The 24,517-nt window shown below is 69.7% G+C and carries 22 protein-coding genes, 1 pseudogene and 2 riboswitches; of the genes and pseudogenes, 12 read left to right on the forward strand and 11 right to left on the reverse strand.

What is annotated here, in order from left to right; genetic code table 11:
- Nucleotides 1–69: 69 nt before the first annotated feature.
- From OIC96_RS14430 to OIC96_RS14465, 8 genes are all read right to left on the reverse strand, one after another.
- Nucleotides 70–1,425, reverse strand: coding sequence for an ABC transporter ATP-binding protein (locus tag OIC96_RS14430; protein WP_330307448.1), 1,356 nt, complete (start codon nt 1,423–1,425; stop codon nt 70–72).
- A complete protein-coding gene (locus OIC96_RS14435; RefSeq protein WP_330307447.1) occupies nt 1,422–2,519 on the reverse strand; it encodes an ABC transporter ATP-binding protein in 1,098 nt (365 codons plus the stop codon). Before OIC96_RS14435 ends, OIC96_RS14430 begins: the two co-directional genes overlap by 4 nt.
- Nucleotides 2,516–3,523, reverse strand: coding sequence for an ABC transporter permease (locus tag OIC96_RS14440; RefSeq protein WP_330307446.1), 1,008 nt, complete (start codon nt 3,521–3,523; stop codon nt 2,516–2,518). The genes OIC96_RS14435 and OIC96_RS14440 overlap by 4 nt, the downstream gene beginning before the upstream one ends.
- A 72-nt stretch (nt 3,524–3,595) precedes the next feature.
- Nucleotides 3,596–5,350 carry an ABC transporter substrate-binding protein gene (locus OIC96_RS14445; RefSeq protein ID WP_330307445.1) on the reverse strand — a complete coding sequence of 585 codons (1,755 nt, stop codon included), beginning with the start codon at nt 5,348–5,350 and terminating at the stop codon, nt 3,596–3,598.
- A gap of 59 nt (nt 5,351–5,409) precedes the next feature.
- Nucleotides 5,410–6,408 (reverse strand): ABC transporter permease, encoded by a 999-nt coding sequence (locus tag OIC96_RS14450; RefSeq protein ID WP_330307444.1) that lies wholly within the window; start codon nt 6,406–6,408, stop codon nt 5,410–5,412.
- Nucleotides 6,409–6,811: 403 nt separating this feature from the next.
- Complete coding sequence (locus OIC96_RS14455; protein ID WP_330307443.1) at nt 6,812–7,609, reverse strand: enhanced serine sensitivity protein SseB C-terminal domain-containing protein; 798 nt, start codon at nt 7,607–7,609, stop codon at nt 6,812–6,814.
- Nucleotides 7,610–7,794: 185 nt separating this feature from the next.
- Nucleotides 7,795–8,586 carry an enhanced serine sensitivity protein SseB gene (locus OIC96_RS14460; protein WP_330307442.1) on the reverse strand — a complete coding sequence of 264 codons (792 nt, stop codon included), beginning with the start codon at nt 8,584–8,586 and terminating at the stop codon, nt 7,795–7,797.
- A 114-nt stretch (nt 8,587–8,700) separates the two neighbouring features.
- Nucleotides 8,701–9,375 carry an AAA family ATPase gene (locus OIC96_RS14465; protein ID WP_330310296.1) on the reverse strand — a complete coding sequence of 225 codons (675 nt, stop codon included), beginning with the start codon at nt 9,373–9,375 and terminating at the stop codon, nt 8,701–8,703.
- Between the two features lie 168 nt (nt 9,376–9,543).
- Nucleotides 9,544–9,653: riboswitch (glycine riboswitch) on the forward strand.
- Nucleotides 9,654–9,766, forward strand: a riboswitch (glycine riboswitch).
- A 34-nt stretch (nt 9,767–9,800) separates the two neighbouring features.
- Between OIC96_RS14465 and gcvT the strand changes: the two genes are divergently transcribed.
- From gcvT to OIC96_RS14510, 9 genes are all read left to right on the forward strand, one after another.
- Nucleotides 9,801–10,919, forward strand: coding sequence for a glycine cleavage system aminomethyltransferase GcvT (gene gcvT, locus OIC96_RS14470; RefSeq protein WP_330307441.1), 1,119 nt, complete (start codon nt 9,801–9,803; stop codon nt 10,917–10,919).
- Nucleotides 10,920–10,995: 76 nt separating this feature from the next.
- Nucleotides 10,996–11,373, forward strand: coding sequence for a glycine cleavage system protein GcvH (gene gcvH / locus OIC96_RS14475; RefSeq protein ID WP_330307440.1), 378 nt, complete (start codon nt 10,996–10,998; stop codon nt 11,371–11,373).
- Nucleotides 11,374–11,384: 11 nt separating this feature from the next.
- Nucleotides 11,385–12,644 carry a serine hydroxymethyltransferase gene (gene glyA / locus OIC96_RS14480; protein WP_330307439.1) on the forward strand — a complete coding sequence of 420 codons (1,260 nt, stop codon included), beginning with the start codon at nt 11,385–11,387 and terminating at the stop codon, nt 12,642–12,644.
- Between the two features lie 173 nt (nt 12,645–12,817).
- The gene (locus tag OIC96_RS14485; protein WP_330307438.1) at nt 12,818–14,185 is read left to right on the forward strand and encodes an L-serine ammonia-lyase; all 1,368 of its coding nucleotides are present in this window, start codon (nt 12,818–12,820) and stop codon (nt 14,183–14,185) included.
- 77 nt (nt 14,186–14,262) lie between these two features.
- Nucleotides 14,263–14,670, forward strand: a complete 408-nt coding sequence (locus tag OIC96_RS14490; protein WP_327431877.1) for a hypothetical protein — start codon at nt 14,263–14,265, stop codon at nt 14,668–14,670.
- Entirely contained in the window at nt 14,657–15,802 is a 1,146-nt protein-coding gene (locus OIC96_RS14495) for a WD40 repeat domain-containing protein (RefSeq protein WP_330307437.1), read from the forward strand. Before OIC96_RS14490 ends, OIC96_RS14495 begins: the two co-directional genes overlap by 14 nt.
- 115 nt (nt 15,803–15,917) lie before the next feature.
- Entirely contained in the window at nt 15,918–16,949 is a 1,032-nt protein-coding gene (locus OIC96_RS14500; RefSeq protein ID WP_330307436.1) for a phosphatidylinositol-specific phospholipase C domain-containing protein, read from the forward strand.
- 121 nt (nt 16,950–17,070) lie between these two features.
- On the forward strand, nt 17,071–17,628 hold the full coding sequence (locus OIC96_RS14505; protein WP_330307435.1) for a glycoside hydrolase family 25 protein: 558 nt from the start codon (nt 17,071–17,073) through the stop codon (nt 17,626–17,628).
- A 109-nt stretch (nt 17,629–17,737) separates the two neighbouring features.
- Nucleotides 17,738–18,277, forward strand: coding sequence for an MOSC domain-containing protein (locus OIC96_RS14510; protein ID WP_330307434.1), 540 nt, complete (start codon nt 17,738–17,740; stop codon nt 18,275–18,277).
- A 4-nt stretch (nt 18,278–18,281) separates the two neighbouring features.
- Here OIC96_RS14510 and OIC96_RS14515 read toward each other — a convergent pair.
- Both OIC96_RS14515 and OIC96_RS14520 read right to left on the reverse strand, forming a co-directional pair.
- Nucleotides 18,282–18,965 (reverse strand): annotated as a pseudogene (locus tag OIC96_RS14515) (NADPH-dependent F420 reductase); the annotation flags it as partial.
- A 95-nt stretch (nt 18,966–19,060) separates the two neighbouring features.
- Nucleotides 19,061–20,053, reverse strand: a complete 993-nt coding sequence (locus OIC96_RS14520; RefSeq protein WP_330307433.1) for a zinc-dependent alcohol dehydrogenase family protein — start codon at nt 20,051–20,053, stop codon at nt 19,061–19,063.
- 101 nt (nt 20,054–20,154) lie between these two features.
- On the opposite strand from OIC96_RS14520, the gene OIC96_RS14525 reads away from it, so the two are divergent.
- Nucleotides 20,155–21,075 carry an AraC family transcriptional regulator gene (locus OIC96_RS14525; RefSeq protein ID WP_330310295.1) on the forward strand — a complete coding sequence of 307 codons (921 nt, stop codon included), beginning with the start codon at nt 20,155–20,157 and terminating at the stop codon, nt 21,073–21,075.
- On the opposite strand, the gene OIC96_RS14530 is transcribed toward OIC96_RS14525, so the two are convergent.
- Nucleotides 21,072–21,764 (reverse strand): FadR/GntR family transcriptional regulator, encoded by a 693-nt coding sequence (locus OIC96_RS14530; RefSeq protein ID WP_330307432.1) that lies wholly within the window; start codon nt 21,762–21,764, stop codon nt 21,072–21,074. The genes OIC96_RS14525 and OIC96_RS14530 overlap by 4 nt on opposite strands.
- A gap of 186 nt (nt 21,765–21,950) precedes the next feature.
- Here OIC96_RS14530 and leuA point away from each other — a divergent pair, with 186 nt between their 5' ends.
- Nucleotides 21,951–23,690: a 2-isopropylmalate synthase gene (leuA, locus tag OIC96_RS14535; protein WP_330307431.1), complete on the forward strand. Its 1,740-nt coding sequence runs from the start codon at nt 21,951–21,953 to the stop codon at nt 23,688–23,690.
- A complete protein-coding gene (locus tag OIC96_RS14540) occupies nt 23,687–24,475 on the forward strand; it encodes an ABC transporter ATP-binding protein (protein WP_330307430.1) in 789 nt (262 codons plus the stop codon). Before leuA ends, OIC96_RS14540 begins: the two co-directional genes overlap by 4 nt.
- Nucleotides 24,476–24,517: the final 42 nt, after the last annotated feature.

Below are 24,517 nucleotides of genomic sequence, written 5' to 3' on the forward strand. Positions count from 1 at the left end.
CAGACGGACACGCAGGACTCTGCACTCTCCCGTTCAGGCATGTTCATGACTTTGCCAAGTCGTCATGGCCTACTTGCCGGTTGACTCCTGACGATCGGCTTCCGCCTCGGGCTCGGCTTCGGCGTCCGCCGCCGTCTCGGGCTCGGCTTCCGGCTCTGCTTCGGCTTCCGCCTCTGCTTCGGCCTCCGTCTCGGCTTCCGGCTCGGTGGAGGCTTCCTCTTCGGCGGGCGTCTGCGAGACCTCGGCCGGAGCCTCCCCCGACACCTCGGTGGCGTCCACGGCGGTCACCAGCTCCACCGCCTCCTTCGCCGCCGACAGCAGCACGGTGTCCTGCGGAGCCTGGTCCTCGAAGTTCTCCGGGTGGTGGCAGGCGACCTGCTGACCGGGCTTCAGCTCGATGAGCGGGGGCTCGGTGGTCTTGCAGATCTCCGTGGCCTTCCAGCAGCGCGTGTGGAAGCGGCAGCCGCTCGGCGGAGAGATCGGCGAGGGCACGTCGCCGCGGAGCAGGATGCGCTCGCTCTTGGCGCCCCGGCGCTTGGGGTCCGGCACCGGCACGGCCGACATCAGGGCCTTGGTGTACGGGTGCATCGGCGCTTCGTACAGCGAGTTGCGGTCGGCGAGTTCGACGATCTTGCCGAGGTACATCACCGCGATGCGGTCCGAGACATGGCGTACGACGGAGAGGTCGTGCGCGATGATCACGTACGTCAGGCCCAGCTCGGACTGGAGGTCGTCCATCAGGTTCACGACCTGCGCCTGGATCGACACGTCGAGGGCCGAGACCGGCTCGTCCGCCACGACCAGCTTCGGCTTCAGGGCGAGCGCGCGGGCGATGCCGATGCGCTGGCGCTGGCCGCCGGAGAACTCGTGCGGGTAGCGGTTGTAGTGCTCGGGGCTCAGGCCCACCAGCTCCAGGAGCCGCTGGACCTCCTTCTTCACGCCGCCCTCGGGCTCCACGCCCTGGAGCCGGAACGGCGCCGAGACGATCGAGCCGATGGTGTGCCGCGGGTTCAGCGAACCGTACGGGTCCTGGAAGATCATCTGGATGTCCCGGCGCAGCGGGCGCATCCCTCCCGCGCTCAGCGAGGTGATGTCCTTGCCCTCGAACTCGATGGTGCCGCCAGTCGGGTCCTGGAGCCGGGTGATGACCCGGCCCATGGTCGACTTGCCGCAGCCGGACTCGCCGACGACGCCGAGCGTCTCGCCCTTGCGGACCTCGAAGTCGATGCCGTCGACCGCCTTCACGGCGGCGACCTGGCGCTGGAGGATGCCCTTCCGGATGGGGAAGTGCTTCTTCAGCCCCTGGACCCTGAGCAGGACCTCGCGCTCGTCCGAGCCCTTCGCGGAGTCCGCGCGGTCCTCGGGTGCCGCTGCCTGCTGCGGGATCACCGCGTCGGCGGAGTCCGTCTTCTTCGTCTCACTCACAGCTTCGGCGCAATCTCTTCGGTCCAGATCCGCGTACGGTCCTCCTGCGAGAGGTGGCAGGCGGTGTAGTGCCCGCTGCCGACCAGCTGCAGTTCGGGGCGCACGGTACGGGTGACATCGCCCTTGGGCAGGTCCGCGTACGGGCAGCGCGGGTGGAAGGCGCAGCCCGAGGGGACGTTGATGAGGCTCGGCGGCTGGCCCTTGACCGGGATGAGCCGGTCGGAGGTCTCCCGGTCGATACGCGGCATCGAACCGAGCAGACCCCAGGTGTACGGGTGCTGCGGCTGCTCGAAGATCGCGTCGACGGTGCCGCGCTCCACGCACCGCCCGCCGTACATCACCAGGACCTCGTCGGCGATCTCGGCGACCACACCCAGGTCGTGGGTGATGAGGACGACCGCGGACCCGAACTCCTTCTGCAGATCCCGGATGAGGTCGAGGATCTGCGCCTGGACGGTGACGTCGAGGGCGGTCGTCGGCTCGTCCGCGATGAGCAGCTCGGGGTTGTTGACGAGCGCCATGGCGATCATCGCGCGCTGGCGCATACCGCCGGAGAACTCGTGCGGGTAGCTGTCGGCGCGCTTGGCCGGTTCGGGGATGCCGACCCGGTCGAGCATCTCGATGGCCCGCTTGCGCGCGGTCTTCTTGTCGACCTTGTGGTGGACGCGGTACGCCTCCACGATCTGGTTGCCGATCGTGTAGTACGGGTGCATCGCCGAGAGCGGGTCCTGGAAGATCATCGCCATCTCGCGGCCGCGGAGCCTGCGCACCTCGTCCGGGTCGGCGCCCACCAGTTCCTTGCCGTCCAGCCAGATCTCGCCGGACATCTGGACGTTCTTGCCGCGCGCGCCGAGCCGGTGCAGGCCCATGATCGCCAGCGAGGTGACGGACTTGCCGGAGCCCGACTCGCCCACGATGGAGAGGGTCTTGCCCTTCTCCAGCGAGAAGCTGAGCCCGTCGACGGACTTGACCAGGCCGTCGTCGGTCGGGAAGTGCACCTTGAGGTCGCGGACCTCCAGGAAGGCGTTCGGCGCGTCCGAGGGTGCGCTGACGGGCTCGCCCACGGCGGCGCCGGTCTTGGACAGTTCGGTCACGAGAGCCTCACCCGCGGGTCGGCGGCGGCGTACAGCAGGTCCACCAGGAGATTTGCGATCACGACGAAGAAGGCGGCGAGGAGGGTCACGCCGAGGATCGGGGGCAGGTCGTTGTCGTCGATGGCCTGCACCGCGTACTGGCCGACACCGTGCAGCGAGAACACGGTCTCGGTGATCAGGGCACCGCCGAGCAGCAGACCGAGGTCCATGCCGAAGACGGTGATGATCGGGGTGAGCGCAGCGCGCAGTCCGTGCCGGACCACCACGTTGCGCTCGCGCAGGCCCTTGGCGCGGGCCGTGCGGATGAAGTCCTCGTTCATCGTCTCCAGCATGCCCGAGCGGGTGAGCCGCGCGTAGATGGCGGAGTACAGAAGTGCGAGAGAACACCACGCCGGGAAGAGGGTGTTGGCCCACTGCGCGGGGTTCTCGGTGAACGGAACGTAGGTGCGCCCGAAGATCGGCCACTGGTAGGTGAAGAGCAGGATCGCCAGGTTGCCCGTGAAGAACATGGGCAGCGAGACACCGGCGAGCGCGACGCCCATGAAGGCGCGATCGAAGAACGAGCGCGGCTTCAGCGCGGAGATCACACCGACCGCCACACCGGAGACCAGCCACAGCACGGCGGCACCCGCGGCCAGCGAGACCGTCACCGGAAGGCGGGAGGTCAGCTGCGGCCAGACCGCCTCGTGGGTCTTGAAGGAGTAACCGAAGCACGGCGCGTCACAGTGCACCGTGGTCGGGCCCAGGTTGTAGGTGGCGCCGGAAACGATCCCCTTGATGAAGTGCCAGTACTGGACGTACAGGGGCTGGTCCAGACCGAGGTTGTGCTTGACCGCGAGGATGTCGGCCTTCGACGGGCTCTTACCTATGTACTGCTGCGCCAGCTGGTCGGCGGTCTGGCCGGCCATGCGGGGCAGCAGGAAGAAGATGGCGAAGGTGACCGCGGAGACGACCAGCAGCAGGATCACTGCGGCGACCGTCCGACGGAGGATGTACGAGATCACGGGGATCGGCGCTGGTGCCCGCGGGCCGCGAAGCCCGCGGGCACCAATGCCTTCACCTGCCTTCCGGGGCTGCTACTTCTTCGTGGTGCCGATGTTGAGGTAGTCGTACTGACCGCTGAAGGCCGCCGTCGACACCAGGTTGGTGTAGGTCGTCGGACGGGCCAGCAGCACCTTGAAGTAGGTCAGCGGGACGAGGACGGCGTCGTCCATGGTCTGCTTGTCGATCTGGGTGTACAGGCTGTTGCGCGCGGTGGTGTCCTCGGTGCCGATCGCCTTCTCCAGGAGGGCGTTGACATCCTTGTTGTCGTACTGCGACAGGTTGGTGTTACCCGAGTCGCCGATCGCGCTGCCGTTCAGGATCTGCTGCAGGAAGCCGTAGCCGGACGGCCAGTCGGCACCCCACTGCATCATGATCAGACCGATGTTGTTCTTCTCGGTGAACTTCGGGACACCCGCGTAGTCGGTGAAGTACTTGCCCGACGGGTACTGCTTCAGGCTGGCGTTGATGCCGGCCGCCTTCAGCGAGTTGATGATCGCGGTGGCCGCGGCGATCTCCTGCGGGCGGTCGCTGCGCGCGGAGATGTTCGTGCTGATCGACGACTTGCCGCAGGCCTTCAGCTGCTCCTTGGCCTTGGCCGCGTCGCCCTTGTTGCCGGTGGAGGCGTAGACGTCCGACTTCTCGTAGCCCGGGATGTCCGGCGGGAGAACGGTGGTGGCGACGTCACCGCGGACCGGGCCGCCTTCGGCGGTCTGCACCGAGACCTTGTCGATCGCGTACTGCACGGCCTTGCGGCAGGCGGCGTTGTTGAACGGCTTCACCTTGGTGTTGATCGCCATGTAGACGAGACGGCCACCGTAGGTGTTGTCCGTGTTGGCCTTCAGCGCGGCGGAGGTGAGCACCTTCGCCTGGGTCGCGGCCTGGACACCCGTACCGCCGAGGTCGATCGCGTCACCGGCAAGGACGTCCTTGTCGATGGTGTCGGGGTTGACCTTCAGGTTGACGACGATCTTGTCCGGGTACTGCTTGCGCAGCGGGTCGGTCGAGGCGTCCCAGTTCTCGTTGCGCACGAGGACGGCCTGCTTGCCCTCGGAGTAGCTCTGGAACTTGTACGAGCCCGAGGACACGATGTTCTTGACGTAGTCGACGCCCGTGTCCTTCGCCTGGGGCACCGGAGCCGTCTGCGGCGCCGCGACCAGGTAGTCGAACTCCTGGAAGGCCGTCTTCAGGTGGAACACGACCGTGGTGTCGTCGGGGGTCTCGATCGACGACAGGCCCTTGGCGCTCTTGTCCTTGTAGGGGCCCTTGTACTTGTCGCCGCCCGCCATGAACTGCTGGAAGTAGTTCGGGCCGAGGGAGAGCACGTCACGCGCGAAGTTGGAGCGCTCGACGGCGTACTTGACGTCCTTCGACGTGATCGCCGAGCCGTCCTGGTACTTCAGGCCCGAACGCAGCTTGTACGTCCAGGTCTTGCCGCCGTCGCTCGGGACGCCCTTGCTCGCGGCGAGGTCCGGGACAAGGGTGTTGCCCTTCTCGCCGGCGCCGGGCTGGAACGTCATCAGCGGGCGGGCGTACAGCCGGCTGAGGTTGTACATGTACGCGTAGTACGTGTTACCGGGGTCGAACGAGTCCGGGACGTCGGACAGCTCGTAGGTGACCGTCCCGCCCTTCTTCGTGGAGGCGTTGACGACATCCTTGGTCGCTGCGTTGGCCCCAGCTGATTTGGTGGTGTCGTTGTCGTTCTTGTTGTCATCGGCCTTGCTGCAGCCTGCAAGAAGCAGGCTCGCGGAGCCGATGGCCGCAACTGCGGCCAGCGCTGACCTTCGCATGATGGGCGGGTTCCCCTCCATTGTCGGAAACTTGATGGGCTCTCGGTGTGCGGCCGGCCTCAGCGGCTGCGCGGGTCGAGAGCGTCGCGGAGACCGTCGCCGAGCAAGTTGAACGCCAGCACGGTCACGAAGATGGCGAGGCCGGGCACGATCATGTACTGCGGGTCGACCTCGTAGTAGGTGACCGCGTCCCTGAGCATGCCGCCCCACGACGCCTGCGGGGGCTGGATACCGACCCCGAGGAAGCTGAGGGACGCCTCGAAGAGGATGTTGGTCGGGATGAGCAGCGTCGAGTAGACGATGATCGGGCCGACCAGGTTGGGCAGCAGCTCCCGGAACAGGATGTACGGGCCCTTGGCGCCCATGCCCCGGGAGGCGTCCACGAATTCCCGCTCGCGCAGGGCGAGAGTCTGGCCTCGGACGATCCGGCCCAGGTAGGGCCAGTTGAAGAAGCCGATGACGAAGATCAGCACGCTCAGGTGGAGCGGGAGCCCTTCGAGGCCGAACGCGCCGCCCTGCAGGGTGGCGGAGATGGCGATCGCGAAGAGCAGGAGGGGGAAGGCGAGGAAGGTGTCCATCAGCCGGCTGATGATCGAGTCGACCCGGCCGCCGTAGTAGCCCGCGACGACGCCCAGGATCGCGCCGATCACGTTGGAGAGGATCGTGGCGCCGAAGGCGACCACCAGCGACACCCAGGAGCCCTCCAGGATGCGAGTGGCGACGTCACGCCCGAACTGCGGGTCCACACCAAGCGGGTGGTCCCAGCTCATGCCGCCAAAGCCGTCCTTGGGCAGCGAGGTGTTGGCATTGATCAGGTCCTGGTTGAACGCGTTCGGGTCAAGGCCGAACATCGCCTGGATGGGCCGGGCGAGCACGGCCAGCAGGATGAGCAGCACGACGATGACACCGCCGGCGACCGCCACCTTGTCGCGCTTGAAGCGCGTCCAGGCGATCTGTCCCAGGGAACGGCCCTCGATCTGCCCCTTGTCGACTCCGGCAAGCACGGCCTCTGGCTGTGCTTCCGATGCCGCCCCGGTGGTCTCGATCGGTGCGGTCACAGTGACCCGACCCCTCTCGCCGGTGGTGACCGGCCTACGCCTGCCGCTGTCTGCGGCTTGGTTCACTTGCATGCCGGGAGGTGGCCGCAGATGGTGCGACCTGGTGACCCGGCTTGATCGTTCGACTTGCACTCGCTCACAGGATCGATGACCCCATGTCTGATGGGCGAGTCTTCAGTGCCGCCACGATCACGTGCCAGGCCTGATGGAGAAAGTATGCGCAACCGTGATGCTTGTAGGGGGATTCCGTTATCCGAACAGTGGGTAACGCGAGACGGACGGGGGGCAGTTGGGTGGGAAGGGGCCATGAGGCACCCTTTCCGTCCGTGTCGTCCCCAAACGGGACAACAAGCCCTTACGTCTTCTCGCCCGCAGGTCAGACGGTCGGCCGGGCCGCGCCGGATCAGTACGAGCGGGGCTGCGGGTAACCGTAGCCGCCCGCCATCGGTGCCTGCGCCGGGGCCGCGTGCGCTTCGCGGTCGTAGAACGGCCGGGCGTTGGCGCGCAGCCAGATCGCCACCGGGTCGTACTCGTCGGACATCGCGACGGTCGAGACGGGCAGGCCGTCCGGGACCGCGCCGATGGACTGCTGCATCATCGCGCGCACCGAGTCGACGGCGGGCGGCGAAGTGTCGTACACGTCCAGGCCGATGGCCAGGTACGGCGCCCCGAGCGCGGGCTGTACCCAGGCGCGGCGCAGCGAGCGCACGGCGGGGGTGCGGTGCGCGTTCTGCGTGATCAGCGCGTAGAACTGCGGGATCTCGATACCGGGTTCGGAGAGCCGGAGCGGGCCCGCCGGCTGGCGCTCCAGGCCCGTGGCGATGCGGCGCAGATCCAGCCAGGGGATGCCGACGCCGCCGCCGGGGGCGTGCGGGTTGAGCCAGAGGCCGAAGTGGTCGGGGTAGAGGGTGCGGGCGACGTCGAGGCCGTCGACGACCTCGTACGAACGGTTCCAGCCGCTGGCCGAGAGCTCCTGGGCGGAGGTGACACAGGGCGCGTACCCGAAGCCGTCCACCTCCATGTTCCCGTACTGCGCGTCCGGGGAGCCGGCCTGGCCGTGCCAGAGCAGCATCCAGACCTGGCCGGACGACGGGGTCGCGAGCGCGCGAAGGAGCGCCTCGTAGGCGTCGTAACGCCCGGGCGTCACTTGGCGCAGCATGTGCTCGACCTGCCCCGCGGCAGCCGTGCCCGACGCGCTCACCTTCTACCGCCCCTTCGCGAACAACACCTTGACCGAGTTATCAAACCAGCTTATGCGGCGATCCTGACAGCACCGGGGCGCTCCGCTGGGAAAGCCGCCTTCGAACTCGGGGCCCGCTGTCAGTCTTGCGGCTGCGGGTCCGTCGTGGTTGATCGCGCCGTTCCCCGCGCCCCTATCGGGGCGCTTCAGTGACCGTGTTGATAGAAGGGCCGTACGTTCGTCCTCAGCCACTCGCCCACCGGGTCCTGGGCCACGTCCAGGAGGACGAGGTTCACCGGCCACTTCACAGCGACGCGGCCCAGCGCGCGGCCGAGCGCCTCCATGGGGAGTGTCCTGAGGTCGCCCTCCCACTGGGACAGCTCGACGCCGATGAACATGACCGGGTCGGCGGTCTCGATGGCGGCCAGGCAGCGGCGGGCGGTCAGGACGACGCCGGTCTCGGCGAATTCGGCGGAGGCCGCGGACAGGAAGTCCACCGGGTCCTCCTGCCAGTCGGGCTCGAACAGCCGCACCCGGCCGCCGCTCGCGGGCCCGTCCAGCGGGGTCCGCCCGGCCCGGCACAGCTCGGCGACGGCGAGCGGCGGCAGCGGTACGCCGACCACGCCGTCCGGATTGACCGCGATGCCGACCTGCGGGGGCAGCCCGCGGGCGAACTCCACGGCGGGCGCGATCGTGTACGACATGTGGCCGCCGGTCACCTGGCGGAACTGCTCCTCGGAGCTGAAGACAGGGACGAATGCCTGGCCCTCGATCTCCAGCGTGGGCAGGTCGAGCGGGCCGCTCTGGGGCCCGCCGCCGTTGGGCAGGGGCACCCAGACGAAGCTGCGGCCGAGGACCTCGACGATGCGGGCCCCTGCCGAGGGCACGCCGAGGGAGGCCGACAGCACCTCCTCCAGTTCGTTGCCGGGCCATCCGCCGTGCGGATGGGGCTGCGGGTGCTCCGGCGCCGGGAAGTCGGGGAATTCGGGGAAGTCCATCTGTCTACCGCCTGCTGTGAACCTGTGAACCTGTGCTCCGGCTGGCAAGGTTAGTGGGCTCGCGCCGCCGTCCCGTACGTCCTTTCGTGCGACCTCCCTGCGTCGTACTCCCGTTCAGTCGCCGAAGTCGATCCGGCGCAGCACGTCCGCCGCCTCCCGGTCGATGAGGACCGCCGAGCCGCAGCCGTCGGGCAGGTCGCCCTTCTCCACGGAGCGCAGCAGCCGGGTGGCCGCGCCGCGGTGGCGTGCGAACGCGTACCGCGAGACGCCGCGGCCGCGCTCGCGCTGACCGTCCAGCGCCGCGCCCGGGGTGACGTCGAGCAGCAGCAGATGCAGCGCGCCGCCCCGGCGCCGGGCCTCGCGGGCGAGCCAGCGGCGCACCCAGGCCTGCGTACCGCAGTCGTGCACGACGACTCCGGTGCCGGAGCGCAGGGCGCGGCGCAGTCCCGCGTAGTGCGCGAGGCGGACCAGGGGGCGGTAGACCGCGTACGGCAGCCAGGCCGCCATCCGGCCGTCCCAGCGGTCGCGCGTGTCCTGGGAGTCGATCCGTGCGCCCGTGACGGCCCGGCGCATCAGGGTCGACTTGCCGCTGCCGGGCAGCCCGGTGATCACGACGAGGTCGAAGGCCCCGAAGCGCAGTCCGTGCGGGCTGTGTCCCGCGCGGTCCCTGAGGTCGCGGACGACGGCCGTCGGAAGCGGCCCGCAGGCCTCCTGGGCCGGGGCGCCGGGCTGCTTGGGCAGCGCCAAGCCCGAGGTCGTCGCGTACGCCGTGGTCCTGTTCACCGTGATCGTCCTCCCCTTGGGTGTGGAGTCCCATCCCCGTCGAGTGTAAAGAGAAGGTAATGCGCGGCGCTTCTTGTTTCGGTGATCGGACTGCCACAGGCCGGTTACAGATGCGGACTGCCGTCATCGGACGGCGCGTGCAATGATGTGCCCGCCAACTGCATACCGGCCGCTTGAATCCGCGCGGGAGAGTTCCCAGTGACGTACTGCGTACGTCCTGCTGGGACGCCGAAGGAGCAAGTCCCTCCCTTGAATCTCTCAGGCACCGTTACCGCGCGGGCGAGGCACATCTGAAAAGCGGGCCGCTGACCAGTGGCTCCACCCAAGGTGCAAGTCAGGACCACCGTTTCGCGGGGTCGTGATGAACCTCTCAGGTTCCGATGACAGATGGGGAGGAACGACCTCGCCGTCATGCCTTGGGAGCCCCACCGATGAGCAGCAACGCACCCCGTCATACCGCGCTCGATGCCCTGCATCGTTCGCTCGGCGCGACGATGACCGACTTCGCAGGCTGGGACATGCCCCTGCGCTACGGCTCCGAGCGCGACGAGCACCTCGCCGTCCGTACGAAGGCCGGTCTCTTCGACCTCTCGCACATGGGCGAGATCACGGTCACCGGCCCGCAGGCGGCCGCGCTCCTGAACTACGCGCTGGTCGGCAACATCGCCTCCGTGGGGGTGGGCCGCGCCCGCTACACCATGATCTGCCGGGCGGACGGCGGCATCCTCGACGACCTGATCGTGTATCGGCTCCAGGAGCACGAGTACATGGTCGTCGCCAACGCCTCCAACGCCCAGGTGGTGCTGGACGCGCTGACCGAGCGAGCCGAGGGCTTCGACGCCCTCGTGCGCGACGACCGTGACGCGTACGCGTTGATCGCCGTGCAGGGCCCGGAGTCCCCCGGCATCCTGAAGTCGCTCACCGACGCCGACCTCGATGGCCTGAAGTACTACGCGGGCCTGCCCGGCACCGTCGCGGGCGTCCCGGCCCTCATCGCGCGCACCGGCTACACGGGCGAGGACGGCTTCGAGCTGTTCGTCGCGCCCGCCGACGCCGAGAAGCTGTGGCAGGCGCTGACCGACGCGGGCGCCCCCGTCGGGCTCATCCCCTGCGGTCTGTCCTGCCGTGACACGCTGCGCCTGGAGGCGGGCATGCCGCTGTACGGGCACGAGCTGAGCACCTCGCTCACCCCCTTCGACGCGGGGCTCGGGCGGGTCGTGAAGTTCGAGAAGGAGGGCGACTTCGTGGGGCGTACGGCCCTGGAGGCCGCCTCCGAGCGCGCTGCCGAGAACCCTCCCCGGGTGCTCGTCGGCCTGATCGCCGAGGGCCGCCGCGTCCCGCGCGCCGGGTACCAGGTCGTCGCCGGCGGCACGGTGATCGGCGAGGTCACCTCCGGCGCGCCCTCCCCGACGCTGGGCAAGCCGATCGCGATGGCGTACGTCGACGCCGCGCACTGCGCGCCCGGCACGGCCGGCGTCGGTGTGGACATCCGAGGCAGCCACGAGCCGTACGAGGTCGTGGCTCTGCCGTTCTACAAGCGTCAGAAGTGACACTGGGCGCGTCCGCCCAGCTCACCAACCCTCCCCCCTTCATCAGCACTCCCCCGCGTACAGGAGAATTCAGGCCATGAGCAACCCCCAGCAGCTGCGCTACAGCAAGGAGCACGAGTGGCTGTCGGTCGCCGAGGACGGCGTCTCGACGGTCGGCATCACCGAGTTCGCGGCCAACGCGCTCGGCGATGTCGTCTACGCCCAGCTTCCGGAGGTCGGTGACACGGTGACCGCGGGCGAGTCCTGCGGTGAGCTGGAGTCGACCAAGTCGGTCAGCGACCTGTACTCCCCGGTCAACGGCGAGGTGGTCGAGGCCAACCAGGACGTGGTCGACGACCCGTCGCTGGTGAACTCCGCGCCCTTCGAGGGCGGCTGGCTGTTCAAGGTACGCATCGCGGACGAGCCGGAAGACCTGATGTCCGCCGACGAGTACACCGCCTTCACCGCCGGCTGAGGAGTCACCGCATGTCGCTTCTGAACACGCCCCTTCACGAACTGGACCCGGACGTCGCCGCCGCCGTCGACGCCGAACTGCACCGCCAGCAGTCCACCCTGGAGATGATCGCCTCGGAGAACTTCGCTCCGGTCGCGGTCATGGAGGCCCAGGGCTCGGTCCTCACCAACAAGTACGCCGAGGGCTACCCCGGCCGCCGCTACTACGGCGGCTGCGAGCACGTCGACGTCGCCGAGCAGATCGCGATCGACCGGGTCAAGGACCTGTTCGGCGCCGAGTACGCCAACGTGCAGCCGCACTCGGGCGCCTCCGCCAACCAGGCCGCGCTCTTCGCGATGGCGCAGCCCGGCGACACCATCCTCGGTCTGGACCTGGCCCACGGCGGCCACCTGACCCACGGGATGCGGCTGAACTTCTCCGGCAAGCAGTTCAACGTGGTCGCGTACCACGTGGACGGGGCCGGCCTGGTCGACATGGCCGAGGTCGAGCGGCTCGCCAAGGAGCACCGGCCCAAGGTGATCATCGCCGGCTGGTCGGCGTACCCGCGGCAGCTCGACTTCGCGGAGTTCCGCAGGATCGCGGACGAGGTCGGCGCGTTGCTGTGGGTCGACATGGCGCACTTCGCGGGCCTGGTCGCGGCCGGTCTCCACCCGAACCCGGTGGAGTACGCGGACGTGGTCACCTCCACCACCCACAAGACGCTGGGCGGCCCGCGCGGCGGCATCATCCTGGCGAAGAAGGAGTTCGCCAAGAAGCTGAACTCCTCGGTCTTCCCCGGCTTCCAGGGCGGTCCGCTGGAGCACGTGATCGCCGCCAAGGCCGTCTCCTTCAAGGTCGCCGCCTCGGACGAGTTCAAGGAGCGCCAGCAGCGCACGCTGGACGGCGCGCGGATCCTGGCCGAGCGCCTGGTCCAGGACGACGTGAAGACCGTGGGCGTGGACGTCCTGTCCGGTGGCACCGACGTGCACCTGGTCCTGGTCGACCTGCGCAACTCCGAGCTGGACGGGCAGCAGGCCGAGGACCGCCTCCACGAGGTCGGCATCACGGTCAACCGCAACGCCGTCCCGAACGACCCGCGCCCGCCGATGGTCACCTCCGGCCTGCGCATCGGCACGCCCGCCCTCGCCACCCGCGGCTTCACGGCCGAGGACTTCACCGAGGTCGCGGACGTCATCGCCGAGACGCTGAAGCCGTCCTACGACGCGGAGTCCCTCAAGGCCCGGGTGTCCGCTCTGGCCGACAAGCACCCGCTGTACCCCGGCCTGAAGTAGTTCCGTACGCTTTTTGAGGTACGACCGTTTCGTGCGAGCATCATTACTTCGCACGAACGTCCGGGGCACCGCGCACACTGGTGGGTGAGCGCGGTGCCCCGCCGCATGTACATGTACCGCCCTCCGCACGACCCGGCAGACAACGGCGTCCGCCGAAACCCTTAGGAGTCCCCGTGGCCATCTCGGTCTTCGACCTGTTCTCGATCGGTATAGGCCCGTCCAGCTCCCACACGGTGGGCCCGATGCGTGCGGCACGTATGTTCGCCCGGCGGCTGCGCAACGAGGAGCTGCTGGCCCCGGTGGCCTCGGTACGCGCCGAGCTGTACGGCTCCCTGGGCGCGACCGGCCACGGCCACGGCACCCCGAAGGCGGTGCTGCTCGGCCTGGAGGGCGCCTCGCCGCGGACGGTGGACGTGGAGGGGGCCGACGGCCGGGTCGAGGAGATCAAGTCCTCAGGACGTCTGAGGGTGCTCGGCGAGCACGAGATCGACTTCTCCTTCGACGACGACCTGATCCTGCACCGCCGCAAGGCGCTCCCGTACCACGCGAACGGCATGACGATCTTCGCGTACGACGCCGAGGGCGCCCTGCTCCTGGAGAAGACCTACTACTCGGTCGGCGGCGGCTTCGTCGTCGACGAGGACGCGGTCGGCGAGGACCGCATCAAGCTGGACGACACGATCCTGAAGTACCCCTTCCGCTCGGGCGACGAGCTGCTGCGGCTGACGAAGGAGACCGGTCTCTCGATCTCCGCCCTGATGCTGGAGAACGAGCGGGCCTGGCGCACCGAGGAGGAGATCCGCGAGGGCCTCCTCGCGATCTGGCACGTGATGCAGGCGTGCGTCTCGCGCGGCATGTCCCGCGAGGGCATCCTGCCCGGCGGCCTCAAGGTCCGCCGCCGCGCCGCGGTCTCCGCCCGCCAGCTGCGCGCCGAGGGCGACCCGCTGGCCCACGCGATGGAGTGGATCACGCTCTACGCGATGGCGGTGAACGAGGAGAACGCGGCGGGCGGCCGTGTGGTGACGGCCCCCACGAACGGCGCGGCCGGAATCATCCCGGCGGTCCTGCACTACTACATCAACTTCGTGCCGGGCGCCGACGAGGACGGCGTGGTCCGCTTCCTGCTCGCCGCGGGCGCGATCGGCATGCTCTTCAAGGAGAACGCCTCCATCTCCGGCGCCGAGGTCGGCTGCCAGGGCGAGGTCGGCTCCGCCTGCTCGATGGCCGCCGGCGCCCTCGCCGAGGTCCTCGGCGGCAGCCCCGAACAGGTCGAGAACGCCGCCGAGATCGGCATGGAACACAACCTCGGCCTGACCTGCGACCCGGTCGGCGGCCTCGTCCAGATCCCCTGCATCGAACGCAACGGCATGGCCGCGGTCAAGGCCGTCACGGCGGCCAAGATGGCGATGCGCGGCGACGGCTCCCACAAGGTCTCCCTCGACAAGGTCATCAAGACCATGAAGGAGACGGGCGCCGACATGAGCGTCAAGTACAAGGAGACGGCTCGCGGCGGGCTCGCGGTCAACATCATCGAGTGCTGACGGCGTAGGCGCGGCCGACCACAGCACTTTGGTCACTTGGTGACACGGCCCGGTCGCCCTCCGCTACCCTCTGTGCAGTGACAGGCCTGGAAGCCGCGCTGTGGGGACTGCTGGGGAGCGGCGTCGCCGAAGCGCTGAACCTCTCCGCATCGATGCGGCCCACCGGTCCGCGCCGTCGGTGGCGGTGGCCGTGGAGCAGTCCCGCCGACCGTCCCGTGGTGCTGGTCGCCATCGCGCTGAGACTCTTCGCGGGCTTCGGTCTGACCGCGGCCCTGGGTACCTCGGACCAACTGCCCAACGCGACCGCGGCGCTGGCGGCGGGACTGGCCGCGCCGCTCATCGTGGCCAGGTTCTTCCAGTCGATCCCCCTCGCCGAACCCGGGGCCCAGCAGCGCCCCGACACGGCGCTGCCCACCACGCGGGAACCGTCCGACCGGCTCGGCCTGCCGGCGCCGGAGAGCGGGGGCTCCGATGGTGCGCGCTGACAGCCGGCTCGGTCGCCTGGTGCTGGCTCTCGCCGCGCTGCCGCCCGACGCGGGCACGGCGCCGCCGGACGTGGGCACAGCGCGACCAGGGCGACGCGGTGCCCGGCTCATGGCGGCGCTGGGCACCCGGCCGCTGCCGGTGCGGGTACGGGTACGGATGCGGGGCAGCGAGCGTCGTCGCCCCGCACCGGGGTGGACGGGCTGGACTCCCGGGTTCGCCGCGGCCTGCATCCTCGGGGTGATGGGCCTGACGGTCGGCCTGGTCCAGGGCGCAGGCGTACTGCCGTCGCCGTGGAGGGAGATCGGTCCGGGGGGAGCGGCGACGCCGCGGACGGAAACCTGGCAGCCCGTCGGCACCCGCGTCTTCCCGTTCTCGGGCCCCGCAAGTGCGCTGGCCTTCTCGCCCGACGGCCTCACTCTGGTGGCCGGGAGCGACGTCGCGCTCGACGCGTGGAGGCTGAGCCCTTCCGGGCAGCTGTTGGCACAGAGCATGATCGGGACCGGCCCCGTCTCGGCGCTGGACTTCACCGCGGACGGTCATACGTTCGTGGCCGCGCAGGCGAGCGGGCTGACAGCGTGGGACGTCGAGGCAGGGAAGCGCCTCTGGAGCGTGTCCCTCGGTCAAAGCGTCGAGGCCGTGAGCGGCGGCAGGAGCAGCGTGAGATGGGCCGCCTTCGGGTCGGGTGACACCGTCCAGGTGCAGGAGGGTCCGCTTCCACCGGTGGGCGAAACGGCGAGCGGCGGGACGATCCGGCTCCCCCACGCCCCGCGGGCGGCGCAGTTCACCCCCGACGGCGACACGCTCGCCGTCGCCGACGCCGACTGGACCGTACGCCTGTGGGATGTCACGGATCCCACGCACCCGAAGAACAGAGGCCGGTCGTTCACGGTGGGCACCGAGGGGGCAACGGCGCTCGCGTTCACCCCGGACGGCACGCTGCTCGCGGCGGTGGGGCGGGACCGCCGGGTGCGCCTGTGGGACGTGACGGACCCCTCGAAGCCGGGGTATGTCGGGCACCCCATCACGGAATCCGACGAGGCGGTCACCACTCTCGCGTTCAGTTCCCACGGCGGTCTCCTGGCGATGGCCGGGCCCGAAGGAGCGGCAAACCTCTGGAGGCGTGGGCACTAGCCCCGCGAACTCCGGTGCGCGCAGCGGAGGTTGATGTTCCTCTTAGGGCTACCGCACGGTAATCCACCCACCCTAGGCTGCCGCCGAATGGGCGGCGGCGAAGGGGAGTTGACACGTGCGTACGGTGAGACGGCTGGCGGCGTTGTGCGGGGCGGCGGCGATGCTGCTGGGCATGCCGGGCAGTGCCGAGGCGGCGGCGGTGAAGGTGTCCGACGCGACGGTGATCGGGACGCACAACGCGTACGAGAAGGACAAGTACACGTACTTCGCGAACGCGTTGGACTCGGGGGCCTCGCTGCTCGAACTCGACGTCTACACCGACGGCGTGAGCAAGCGGTGGCGGGTGAGTCACAGCAACCCGGTCGGGAACGACAACAACTGCGAGTACGCCGACAGCCCGGACGAGCTGTACAGCAAGGACCGCAACCAGGACCTCGGCAGCTGCCTGGACAACATCGCGGCCTGGCACCAGGCACACCCGGCACACCGGCCGATCATCTTCAAGGTGGAGATGAAGAACGGCTTCAACAACGACCGTTCGCTCGGCCCGGACGAGTTCGACGCACTGGTCGCGGCCAAGCTCGGGAACATCGTCTACAAGCCGTCCGACCTGCTCGGCTCCTCGTACTCGACGCTGGACGCGGCCGCGCAGGCCAATGCCTGGCCCTCGCGCGACGATCTGACCGGCAAGGTCATGTTCGAGCTGATACCGGGCACGGTCGAGCAGTCCAACCCGCTCGACACGTACTGGACGGACGAGGAGTACGGGGATCATCTGCGGGACCTGTACGCGGCCGGGAACATCTCCGCCGCGCAGGCCTTCCCGGCGGTGCTGGGCGCCGCGTCCGGCGACCCGCGCACCAGCCGCTACGACAGCTCCATCCGCCCCTGGTTCGTGGTCTTCGACGGCGACGCGGCGACGTACGTCAACAACGGCTACGACACGGCCTGGTACGACACCCGTCACTACCTTCTGATCATGACGGACGCGGCGGGCATCTCCCCCGCCATCTCCTCGACCAGCCCGACGGACGCGGAGGTCGCGGCCCGGCTGTCGCTCCTCGCCGCGGACCACGCGAGCGTGATCACCTCGGACTGGTCGGCGAAGTCGGCCACGGTACTGGGGTCGGTCGCCGACCGGGGCTGACGTCGCGGGCGCGTCCGGTGTCGAACGCCCGCCCGAGGGTGGGACGGTCCGGCCGAGGGAAAGCGGAAGCTAACGCACCTCCGCGTGTCCCCTGCCCCCCCACGACACCAGGGAGCCCCCCATGCTGCGAGGCATCGACGTCAGCGCGTACCAGTCGTCGGCGTACGACACGGACGGCCTCTCCTTCGTCTTCATCAAGGCGACGGAGGGGCGTTCGTATGTGAACCCCAAGCTCACGGCCCAGGTGAAGACCGCCCGCGACGCCGAATGCGTCGTCGGCTTCTACCACTTCCTCTGGCCCGGCAACATCACCGCGCAGGCCGAGTACTTCCTCGGCAAGACCCCGGAGCAGGCGGGCGACCTGCTCGCCGTCGACTGGGAGACGACCGGCGACGGCACCCACGCGAGCAACGCGGAGAAGGACCGCTTCATCCGGACGGTGAAGGAACTCCGGCCGGACCACCGGGTCGTTCTCTACACGAACCGGAACTACTGGCTGAACGTCGACACCACCTCGTATGCCGGGGACGGCCTGTGGATCGCCGACTACGTCACGGCGGGCAAGCCGCGCATCAAGGCCAAGTGGCGCTTCCACCAGTACACCGACGACCCGCTGGACAAGGACGTCGCCGACTTCGCGAGCAAGGCGAAGCTGGTCGAGTGGGCCGACAACGGCTGACCGCTCCCCGGTCGCGAAGGCCGGCATCCCTGGGACTTTTCCGGGGCGGGCCTTACGATTTCGCTGGTCACTGGCGCGATGACGCCATCGGCGGAGCGGGGAGCAGCACATGGGTGGGACAGTCACAGCGGTCAGCAGCAACGGGACGTACTCGTTCACCAAGCCGAACCGGGAGAGCATCACGCTGCTCGCCGGGCTCGGGGTGGAGGGGGATGTGCACGCCGGGACGACGGTCAAGCACCGGTTCCGGATGGAGAAGGATCCGTCGCAGGTGAATCTGCGGCAGGTGCATCTCATACATGGGGAACTCTTCGACGAGCTCCGGGAGGCCGGGTTCGCCGTCGCTCCCGGGGAGCTCGGGGAGAACGTCACCACCCGTGGGGTCGATCTGCTGGGGCTGCCGGTAGGGGCGCTGCTGCACATCGGGGACCAGGCCGTCGTCGAGGTCACCGGGTTGCGGAATCCGTGCGCGCAGATCGACAACTTCCAGAAGGGGCTGCTCAAGCAGGTGGTGGGAAGGGGCGAGAGCGGCGTCGTCTACAAGTCCGGGGTCATGAGTGTCGTGCGCGAAGGCGGGCTGGTGCGACCCGGCGACTCGGTCAAGGTCGAGTTGCCCGCCGAGCCGCACCGGCCCCTGGAGATCGTCTAGAACCTCAGCCGCGGAAGCCCGCCGGGCGCTCCGGGGAGGCCTCGGCCAGGGCCTTCGTCACCGCGTCGAGGCCTTCCTGGAGGCCGTACACCGGGCTGTCGGGCTGCTGGCGCCAGGAGTCGTCGAGGCCGCCGGCGTCGACGGTGTCGAAGCCGAGGTCGTCGATGAGGGCGCGGACGACGCGCTTGGCGGCCTCGTCGTCCCCGGCGACCGGGAGGGCCATGCGGTCGGGGGCACCGGCCGGACGGTGGCGGTCCAGGATGTCCTGGGCGTACGTGCCGTTGAAGGCCTTGATGACCGTGTGACCGATCTGCTGGGCCGTCCAGCGGCTCTCGGTGACGCCCTCGTCCTCGATCCCGGCGATCCTGCCGTCGCGCTGCTGGGGGTAGTAGTTGCCGGTGTCGATGACGGCGACGCCCTCGGCGGCTCCGTCCAGGAACCCGTCCGGCAGGTCCGGGACCGCCTTCAGGGGGATCGTGACGACCACGACCTCGGCGCCGCGCGCCGCGTCCTCGACCTTGACGGCTGTCGCCCCGGTCTCCTCGGCGAGCGCGGTGAGCGTGTGGGGACCGCGGGAGTTGGCGACGGAGACGTCGTGCCCGAGGGCGGTGAGCCGCCGGGTGAGGTTGCCGCCGATGTTGCCCGCGCCGATGATGCCGATCTTCATGATGGACAGGCCTTTCCAGGGTTGATGCTCCTGATGGGGATCACCAACCCCGGGCCCGCGCTCACTATTCCGAGGCGTACGGCAATCGGGTGACCGCCGTGACGGGCCTCAAGGCCTCAGGGCTTCACCACGATCTTGCCGGTGTGCGTGTTGGACTCCATCAGGCGGTGGGCGTCCCCGATGCGGTCGAGGCCGTCGAAGACCTCGGCGACGACGGGGCGCAGGGTGCCGTCGGCGAGGCCCGCGTTGACATAGTGCGCGGCGCGGCGACGGGCGTCCACGGGCCCGGTGACCTCGAAGTTGCTGTAGCCGTGGACGGTGAGGGGCCAGTTCATCGGCAGTTCGATCGGGCGCGGGTCCAGCCAGCCGTAGCTGACCAGGGTTCCGTTCGGGACGGTGGCCTCGCCCAGGGCGCGGAAGCCGGGGCCGCCGATCGCGTCGAAGACGATGTCGGCGCCCTGCCCGCCGGTCAGCCGCCTGGTCTCCTTGATCACGTCCTCGTGCTCACTGACGATGACATGCTCCGCCCCCAGGTCGAGCAGCTGCTGCCGCTTGGCATCGCTGCGGGTGGTGACGATCGGGACGGCGCCGCTGCGGCGGGCGACCTGGATCGCGGCGGTACCGACACCGCTGGACGCCCCGGTGATGAGCACCTGGTCCCCGGAAGCCATGCCCGCGGTCACGATCAGGGCGCCGTACGCCGTCGTGTAGGTGAGCCAGACGGCGGCCGCGGTGACCGCGTCGACCCCGGCGGGCCGCGGAACGAGGGCGCTCTCGGGCAGCAGGATCCGGTCGCCGTACACGCCGTGCTCGCTGAGCTTGAAGTTGGCCGCCGACATCACGGGGTCGCCCGGCGCGAAGTCCGTCACGCCCGCGCCGACCGCCTCGACCTCGCCCGCCGCCTCGTAGCCGTTGCGGGAGCCCGGCAGCGTCGGCTGGTAGAAGTAGGCGCCCGCGCGGAAGAGCGCCTCGGCGCGGTTGAGCGCCAGCGCCGCGACCTTGACGAGCACCTCGCCCGGTCCTGGCGCGGGCAGTTCGACCTCCTCGACCGTCAGGACGTCGGGGCCGCCGAGTTCATGAAAGAGCACTGTACGTGCGGTGGTTGACATGCCGTCGACGCTACGAGGGTCGTGCGAGACGATCCATGTCTGCCGATCTCGATTTCCTGTCCGTACGTCTCGCGGCGGCGAGCGGCGGCTACCGTACGGGCATGGACGTACTCAGCGACGCCATCGCGGCGATGCGCACCGGGCTGCCGCACTCCAAGCGCCATGACAAGTACGCGCCTTGGGGCATGAGCTTCCCGGACTCGGACAGCACGGGGTTTCATGTGGTGTTGCAGGGTTCGGCGTTGCTGATCCCGGCGGAGGGCGAGCCGGTGACGCTGGGGCCCGGTGATGTGGCGTTCCTGTCCCGGGGCCGCGGATACGCGCTGGCCAGCGGTCTCGACGTACCCCTGGAGGAGATACGACAGCTGCCGGACGGTTCGTGGTCCGAACTGCCGCCTCCGGTACGGGACTCGGGCCCGGTCACGGTGATGCTGTGCGGCGCGTACCACCTGGACCGGGGCCGCGCCCACCCGCTGCTCTCGGAGCTGCCGGAGGTCGTGCACCTGCCCTCGCGGATCGGCGCCCACCGCTCGCTGCGGGCGGCGGTCGAACTGCTCGGCATGGAGCTGGAGGAGCGGCAGCCCGGCTCGGACACGATCGTCACGTCTCTGCTCGACACCCTGCTGCTCTACATCCTGCGCGCCTGGTGGCAGACCGAGCGCCATGGCTCTGGGCACCCGACGGGCTGGGCCGCGGCGCTCGCCGACCCGGCCGTCGGGGCCGCGCTGCGCGCCATCCACAACGATCCGGCGCACCCGTGGACGGTCGAGGAGCTCGGCGTCCACGGCGGCCTCTCCCGCGCGGCCTTCGCCCGCCGTTTCGCCACGCTGGTGGGCGAGCCCCCACTGACGTATCTGACCTGGTGGCGCATGGTCACCGCGGGCCGGCTCCTGCGCGGGGACTCCGTCCCCCTCCGCCTGATCGCCAGGCGCGCCGGCTACACCTCGGAGTTCGCCTTCGCCAAGGCGTTCAAGCAGGAGTACGGGGTGGCGCCGGGGCAGTACCGGAAACAGGCGTCCTAGTACCGCCGCAACAGGGCGAGCGTCTCCTCCAACTCCCTCTGGAGCACCGCCCCGGCGGCCTCCGCGTCGCCGTCCGATACGGCCCGCACCAGCGCCGCGTGCCCGTCGTCGCCCGTGTTGGGCTCATGCTCCCGCATCCCCACCAGGTCCAGCAGCTCGATCAGGCCCTCGCGCAGCGCGGGCGCGAACTCCCCGAAGAGATCGGTGAGTACGGGGTTGTGCGCGGCGGCGACCACAGCCGCGTGCAGTGCGATGTCGGCGTCGACGAAGGCCGCGTCATCGGCTGCGGAGGCGGCGCGGCGGCCTTCGAGAGCCGTACGGAGAAGGGTCACGTCCTCGGGTGTGCGCCGTGCGGCGGCGAGGCGGGCCGCCTGCACCTCCACCAGAATCCGCACCTCGTACACGTCGGTCACGGCGGCGCGGCGCAGCCGGGTGGGCCAGTCCTCGACAGGTTCGGTGGCGATGACGAAGACGCCCGCACCCTGCCGGGGCCGCACGAGCCCTGCCCCGGCGAGCGCGCGCAGCGCCTCACGGACGGTGGAGCGGCCCACGCCGAGTTCGGTGGCGAGCGTGGTCTCACCGGGCAGCTTCGCGCCCACGGGCCAACTGCCGTCGGCGATCCGCGCGCGCAGCCGATCGGTGGCCTGCTCGACCAGGGGGCTGGGGCGGACAGGGCTGAGCGGAGGCAATCGTTCACCAACTTGTCTGAGGAGTAGGGCGATTTCACTTGTCTGAGGACCTGAGCAGTGGTTAGCGTACCGGTATGACGCTTCGCGGTCTCCTTCTTCTCGGCTGCCGCGGCGGGGCCTGACGCGACCGGCACCCCGCCGCGGGTCGCCGTGCTGCCGGTCTCCCGCCTGGCCGAGAGCGAGACCATGACCATCACGCCGTATGACACTCCCCGCTGGAATCCGCAGCGCCCGGGACCCATGCCGTACCACCGCTACCGTCCCTTTCAGGATCGCGTGAACGTCCCTGCCGACGACCGGAGTTGGCCCTCCGCCCGCTTCGAACGAGCCCCCCTCTGGGTGCCCGTCGATCTGCGGGACGGCAATCAGGCGCTCGCCGAACCGATGGACACCGGCCGCAAACGCCGCTTCTTCGACCTGCTGACCCGGGTGGGCTTCAAGGAGATCGAGGTCGGCTATCCCTCCGCGAGCCGGACGGACTTCGACTTCGTACGCCATCTCGCGGCGGGTGACGCAGTGCCGGACGACGTCACCCCGGTCGTCTTCACGCCCGCCCGGCGGGACCTGATCGACCGCACCTTCGACGCGATCGAGGGGCTGCCGCGCGCGGTCGTCCATCTGTACATCCCGACCTCGCCGGTGTGGCGGGAGGTGGTGCTCGGGCGGGGCCGGGCGGAGCTGTGGGAGACGGTCCGGGACGCGGCCGCGCACATGGCCCGGCGGGCGGACGCGATGCCCTCCTCGTACATCCGATTCCAGTTCGCACCCGAGACCTTCAACCTCACCGAGCCGGACTTCGTCCTCGAACTCTGCGACGGCCTCACCGAGTTGTGGGACGCCTGCCCCGACCGGCCGGTCACGCACAACCTCCCGGCGACGGTGGAGATCGCGACGCCCAATGTCTATGCCGATCAAATCGAGTACATGCACCGGAACCTGGCACGGCGCGACGCGGTGATCCTGTCCGTCCATCCGCACAACGACCGCGGCACAGGGGTGGCGTGCGCCGAACTCGCCGTGCTGGCGGGGGCACAGCGCGTGGAGGGCTGCCTGTTCGGCAACGGAGAGCGGACGGGCAACGTCGACCTGGTGACCCTCGCCCTCAATCTGTACGCCCAAGGGGTCGATCCCATGGTCGACTTCAGCGATATCGACGCGGTGCGCGAGACGGTGGAGCACTGCAACCGGCTGCCGGTGCATCCTCGCCATCCGTACGTCGGCGATCTCGTCCACACGGCATTCTCGGGCACCCACCAGGACGCGATCAGCAAGGGACTCGCCCAGCATGCCCGCAGGGCACAGGAGTTGGGGGTTCCGGTGGACCGGGCCCCCTGGTCCGTCCCGTACCTGCCCATCGACCCTGCCGACGTGGGACGTTCGTACGAGGCGGTCATCCGCGTCAACTCCCAGTCGGGCAAGGGCGGAGTGGCGTATCTGCTGAAGACCCACCACGGACTGGACCTGCCCGAGCGGATGCGTCCCGACTTCTCCCGCGTGGTCCAGGAGGCGACGGACGACAGCGGGCGGGAGGCGACACCGAAGGAGCTGTACGAGCTGTTCCGGGCGACGTACCTGGCCCTCGAAGGCGAGGTACTCCTCCACACCTGGTCCACACACCGAAAGCCTTCGGGCGTCCACCGTTTCGTCTGCACCCTCCAGGCAGGCGACCGGATCGGCGACTGCGAGGGCACGGGCAACGGCCCGCTCTCCGCCTTCGTCGACGCCCTCGCCGGGGTCGGCCTCACCGTCGACATCCTCGACTTCCACGAACATGCGGCCACCACCGGCCCCGACAGCAAGGCGGTCGCCTACGCCGAGTGCCGCGTCAACGGGATCACCCGCTGGGGCGCCGGCGAGGACACCTCCGGCCTCACGGCGTCGGTCCAGGCGGTGCTGTCGGCGCTGAACCGGGCGGGGGCGCGGTGACGGCGGTGCTGCGCGCCCATCGGGTCCACGTGGTCCGCGACGGCGTCCCCCTCATCCAGGAGGTGTCGCTGAGCGTTCGCGCCGGGGAGCACTGGGCGCTGCTCGGCGCCAACGGGGCCGGCAAAACGACGCTGCTCCGCCTGCTCGGCGCGCTCACCCACCCCACCCACGGCACCGTGGAGGTGCTCGGCAGACGTCTGGGCACCGTGGATCTGCGGGAGCTGCGCTCGTACGTCGGCCACGTCGATCCCCGCCATCCACTGCGCTCATCGCCACGTCTCCACGATGTCGTGCTGACCGGTCTCACGAACTCGGTCGAGCGTCCGCCGCGCTGGAAGCCGACGCCGCAGCAGGAGCACCGCGCCGACCGGCTCATCCGGGCTCTGAGGCTCACAGGCCGCCGCGAAGCCCGCTGGCCCACGCTCTCCCAGGGCGAGCGCGGCCGTGCCCTGATCGCCCGGGCACTGATGCCCGACCCGCGGCTGCTGCTCCTCGACGAACCGGCGACGGGACTGGACCTGCCGGGCCGCGAGCATCTGCTCGACGCCCTGGACACCCTCCGCCGGGAACACCCCCGCCTGGCAACCGTCCTGGTGACCCACCATCTGGAGGAGCTGCCCCCGGGCACCACGCACGCAATCCTCCTGCGCGACGGCCGCGAGCTCGCCCAGGGACCGGTCGAGACCGTCCTGACCGGCGATCAGATCGGCAAGTGCTTCGACCTGCCGCTGACCCTGGAACGGCGGGACGGGCGCTGGGCCGTACGCATCCGAAGGCGGGCATGACGAAGGGGCGCCCGCCGGATCACCGGTGGGCGCCCCTTCGCC

Origin of the sequence: Streptomyces sp. NBC_00775 (assembly GCF_036347135.1) — a bacterium.
Taxonomy (GTDB): Bacteria; Actinomycetota; Actinomycetes; order Streptomycetales; family Streptomycetaceae; genus Streptomyces; species Streptomyces lutosisoli.

Coding starts and splice junctions, on each gene's coding strand:
- OIC96_RS14510 (WP_330307434.1), top strand. CDS start 17,738: ATGGGTGGGACAGTCACAGCGGTCAGCAGCAACGGGACGTACTCGTTC.
- OIC96_RS14505 (WP_330307435.1), top strand. CDS start 17,071: ATGCTGCGAGGCATCGACGTCAGCGCGTACCAGTCGTCGGCGTACGAC.
- OIC96_RS14495 (WP_330307437.1), top strand. CDS start 14,657: ATGGTGCGCGCTGACAGCCGGCTCGGTCGCCTGGTGCTGGCTCTCGCC.
- OIC96_RS14525 (WP_330310295.1), top strand. CDS start 20,155: ATGGACGTACTCAGCGACGCCATCGCGGCGATGCGCACCGGGCTGCCG.
- glyA (WP_330307439.1), top strand. CDS start 11,385: ATGTCGCTTCTGAACACGCCCCTTCACGAACTGGACCCGGACGTCGCC.
- gcvH (WP_330307440.1), top strand. CDS start 10,996: ATGAGCAACCCCCAGCAGCTGCGCTACAGCAAGGAGCACGAGTGGCTG.
- leuA (WP_330307431.1), top strand. CDS start 21,951: ATGACCATCACGCCGTATGACACTCCCCGCTGGAATCCGCAGCGCCCG.
- OIC96_RS14520 (WP_330307433.1), bottom strand. CDS start 20,053: ATGTCAACCACCGCACGTACAGTGCTCTTTCATGAACTCGGCGGCCCC.
- OIC96_RS14445 (WP_330307445.1), bottom strand. CDS start 5,350: ATGCGAAGGTCAGCGCTGGCCGCAGTTGCGGCCATCGGCTCCGCGAGC.
- gcvT (WP_330307441.1), top strand. CDS start 9,801: ATGAGCAGCAACGCACCCCGTCATACCGCGCTCGATGCCCTGCATCGT.
- OIC96_RS14460 (WP_330307442.1), bottom strand. CDS start 8,586: ATGGACTTCCCCGAATTCCCCGACTTCCCGGCGCCGGAGCACCCGCAG.